The sequence below is a fragment of the Candidatus Binataceae bacterium genome (assembly GCA_036495685.1).
Lineage (GTDB): Bacteria > Desulfobacterota > Binatia > Binatales > Binataceae > JAFAHS01.
In genome coordinates, this window is the sequence record DASXMJ010000234.1 from 1 (window position 1) to 4,174 (window position 4,174).

The following is a 4,174-nucleotide window of genomic DNA, read 5'->3' on the forward strand; positions in this document are numbered from 1 at the left end:
ATCGACTCAGCGCCAATGGGTGTCGACAAAAAGTGATGATCAAAGAGCGACAAGACCCACGGTCCGTGCAGCATAGTCAGTCCCTAACGCGCCTCAAAACCCTTGTCTCGTACCATTGCCAGCGTCGCGACTGCCCGCAAATTTGAACGGCCACCCCCATGAGGTGGCCGCCCCCTAACCCCTCCAAAGAAGCTTCTTCCACAAAAGAAGGACGCTTCTTTAAGAGAGGGGCGAGGGTAATATGACTTGGCCGATATAGAGGTCACAATGACTGTCGCCGCACATGATTCCGATTTTCCTGACCTGTCAGCCGCCAGGCATTACGCTATCCCGACGAGGCGGTTACTCAGTTGAAGGATTGCACCAAGCCGATGCGTCGTTACCCCCTTCACTTCTACAAGGCGGTGGATCTAGCTTACCTTCGCTGATGCGTTGACGACCCGACGGCATTTTCGGAGGCGCTTGCAGGGGGCTGAAAATAAATCCGTGTCGCGAGCGTCGCCTGAGGTTGGAAGCGCCGCTCGCTGCAGAGTCGACGAAGACAGCAACCGCATCGGCCAAGTGGCGCGTTTCTTCGGCCGGGCGGTGTCTGGCGCGTTGACTTTAAAAAAACGAAGTGTGCTTTTTCCTTTGTAATCCCCGCAGGGGTCGAGCTTGCAGCCTGGCCCAACTCCTGGACTGCGTTGCATGGAGGATTAGTGATGCCTGGCGACGATTATAGCTTCAGCACGATCGGGAGGGTTCACGGAGAAGCGAAGTACATCACGCCGCTCCTCGTTGACATTGCCGCGCAGGCCTCGCAGGCCGATCGAACTCGCTCGATTTCCGCCGGCGTCATAGCCGCAATCAAGAAGAACGACATCATGCGGATGTCGGCGACGCACCAGATTTCGGGGCTCGAGGAATCGATCGTTGCGATCGCAAACGAGCTCCGTGCGATCGCTCCGCGGTGTGGCTCGACGGCGTGGTGCCTGTGGAATCATCTGTGCGTTTTTCACTATTTCGCTGGGCTCCTTGGCCCGGCTCATATGGCTTTATTGGCCGAGCTCGTTTCGAAACGCGAGTGGGTGTGCCTTCCCGCCGGTGCGGCAACCCTGGTTTCAGGAATCGACGCAGGCGGCAACATCATCTTGTCCGGCGTCGCAACATTCGGGTCCGGCGGCCGCTACGCTGAATGGGCCGGTGTGCCGTTTGTCAGAGACGGCAACAAGACTCCGGAGTTTGCGCTGGTTGATCTTCGGCATCGGAAGGTTCGGATCAAGGAAACCTGGGATGGTAGTGCTCTGCGCGCGTCGGCGACCGATCACGTCTACTATGAAGGCGTGGAGGTGCCGCGCGAACGCGTGGTGCCCATGTTTCCTAAGTATCGCGCGTTCTTTCGGCAGCGCGATTATCCGGTGATTCATCACCGCTATCGCGAAGACTGGGTCGCCATCTCCGTGATGTGGCTCGCCGCAATGGCGAGCGGCGTAGCCGAGGCTTCGCTCGACGATACCGCCCACAACATTCGCGAGCGGATCGCAATCCTCGGAACGAAGATGATCGAAAAAGCGACCATACACGTGAACCTCGGCCGCGCCCGGGCACTGATCAACGCGGCGACCGATACGGTGTACGCCGCGATGGCCGAAACCGACGCACGGATCGCCGCCGCCGTGGTGCCGACTGAAGGCGATTATTTCCGCCAGACCGCGGCCGGAATGCAGGCGGTGCTGTTGTGCGACGAAGCGATGAAACTCATCCTTCGGGTCGTCGGAGGCAATGGACTACGCGAAGGTACCGATTTCGAACGCCGATATCGCGATTTTCAAGCGATGCCCCTGCACATCAACGGGCACATCGATCGCATAACGGAGCAACTGGGACGCATTTCTCTCGGGCTGGATTCACGAAATCCCTTTTAGCCGCCCGGCATTTGCTCGAAGGGTGTTCTCAAGCGACCGGCCGGGTACGAACCGCAGTCCTGCTCATTAAGGAGATCCATTCCAGCGCTTGCGTTTACAGTCTTCCCGACCACGGCGATGGGTACGAATCGTCCTGGGCGAGACTCTATAAAGCACGGAAAGGGCGACCGCGAGTTGTCCGGGACTCCAGCCAGAATGTGGGCGCCTGCTGATAAGTGGCTTGCAGCCGGGTTAGTCGCGTGCGAAGTTCCAACGACTCTACACGCAACAGGAAGCGTTCAGTGCGAAACCGCAGTGGGAAGGAGCGAAGCTGGCGGCGGTCGCTCGCGGAATACACCGATCGCCGGGTTGTGTTGGTTCTTATCCTCGGCTTTGCGAGCGGGCTGCCGCTGCTGCTTACCTTCTCGACGTTGTCCGCGTGGCTGGCCAGCGTAGGCATCAGGCGAGCGACGATCGGCGCGTTCGCCCTGGTCGGCACACCCTACTCGCTCAAATTCATCTGGTCACCGCTGATCGACCGGCTACCGCCGCCGCTGCCGCTCGGACGTCGGCGGGGTTGGGGAATCTCGATTCAAATCGCGTTGATCGCGGCAACCCTGGGTTTGGGCGCATGCGATCCACGTCACCACCTCGGTGCGATGGGTGCTCTGGCGGTGCTGGTCGCGTTTCTGTCCGCCAGTCAGGACGTGGTTATCGACGCTTGGCGTGTAGAAATTTTGCCGATCGAGTATCAGGGACCCGGCGCAGGGGTGATCCAGACTGGTTACCGGATCGCGATGTTGGTCTCAGGTGCGGGCGCGCTGATAATCGCTGACCACGCCGGGTGGTTCGCCGCGTATGCGACCATGGCAGCACTGTTGTTTGGCGGCCTGCTCGTGTTTCTTTTCAGCCCCGAACCGCAAGCGGCGGCCACCGCTGGGCGCAGTACTGAGACTAAGGGTTGGCAGGCGATCTCCGTGTGGTTCGCGACCGCCGTTGGCGGTCCGTTCTCCGATTTCATGCGTCGACCGATGTGGCCACTGATTATTATGGCAGTGGTCGGATACAAACTGGGCGAGGCGTTGGCGGGGGTGATGGCGATACCGCTCTATATCTCGCTCGGCTTCACTCTGACCGAAATCGCGGCGATGTCGAAGCTGGTCGGCTTTGGGGCGACGATTGTCGGTGCGTTGATCGGAGGAGTTCTCGCCGCGCGCTTCGGGATCTTGCGTTCGCTGCTGTTGTGCGGCGTGTTGCAGTCGGCGGGCAATCTCTTCTATGTGTTGCAAGCGATCGAGGGTCACCGGATCTTCTATCTGGCGCTGTGTGTCTCCGCAGAAAATCTGACCGGGGCGATGGCGGGGGCTGCGCTGGTCGCGTATTTGTCGAGTCTGTGCTCACCTGCCTTCACCGCAACCCAATACGCGTTGCTCTCTTCGCTGGCTTCTCTGGGACGCACCCTGTTCGCATCATCCGGCGGAGTCCTCGCTGATACTCTCGGATGGGTGCCATTTTTCCTGTTGACGACCGTAGCAACGGTTCCCGCGTTGTTACTCATCGCATGGATGGCTCAGCGACAGACCGGAGATGCGCGACTCTCCTTCGCCCAGGTAGGTCCATAAACTCGTCGCCCAAGGCGGGTCCCCCCTGAGGACCCGAGGTTCGCACCCTTCACGGTCGCGAAAGCACAGGCCCGGCCGAGAGTTGAGAAAGTTCCTGTAAGAGATGGAGTTTTAGGCTAGCCCGATAGCTATTCACGCACGAGCGACCAACCGCCGCAAGGGTAAGCGAATGAGCCACTGGTTCTGATCGCCGCCCGTCCTTCGACTAGAAGGATAATTGACAGACATCGTGAAGATTGATTTCTGGTCGCGATCGCAGGTCTTTCGAGCCTTTGCGACGCGTGATCCGTGAGCAGCTAAACGAGCCAAAACTCGCCGCACAGTGTGCGGAGCCGCCTCGCTAACCGTCACGAGCCGGCTCCCTGACGCCTGTCGACTGCCTGGTGCACTGGTCAAACGCGTTCGCCTTAGTAAGGTGAAGACTCTACTATAGAACGCTGCACGAATGCTCACTCAGCGATTAGCGACTACGCCATCGCCGCAGAAGAGATCCGAAGGCTGGTCTGGAGGAGTGAAACTTGAGCTCACATGGTAGGTACAGATCTTTCATATCGTTCATGGTTTTATTGACCCTCGCCGGGTGTACCAACGACGATCATGCAACCGGGGTCATCGAAAAGAAGTACGCAGCGCCCGGTCCCCATAGCGTAACAGTATCGCGCACTACCC

2 protein-coding genes are annotated in these 4,174 nt (G+C 59.3%); both read left to right on the plus strand.

Annotation, left to right across the window (positions count from 1 at the left end):
• Positions 1-701 precede the first annotated feature (701 nt).
• On the plus strand, positions 702-1,904 hold the full coding sequence (locus VGI36_21105) for an acyl-CoA dehydrogenase family protein (GenBank protein ID HEY2487650.1): 1,203 nt from the start codon (positions 702-704) through the stop codon (positions 1,902-1,904).
• 281 nt (positions 1,905-2,185) lie between these two features.
• Entirely contained in the window at positions 2,186-3,505 is a 1,320-nt protein-coding gene (locus tag VGI36_21110; protein HEY2487651.1) for an AmpG family muropeptide MFS transporter, read from the plus strand.
• The last annotated feature ends 669 nt before the right edge of the window (positions 3,506-4,174 follow it).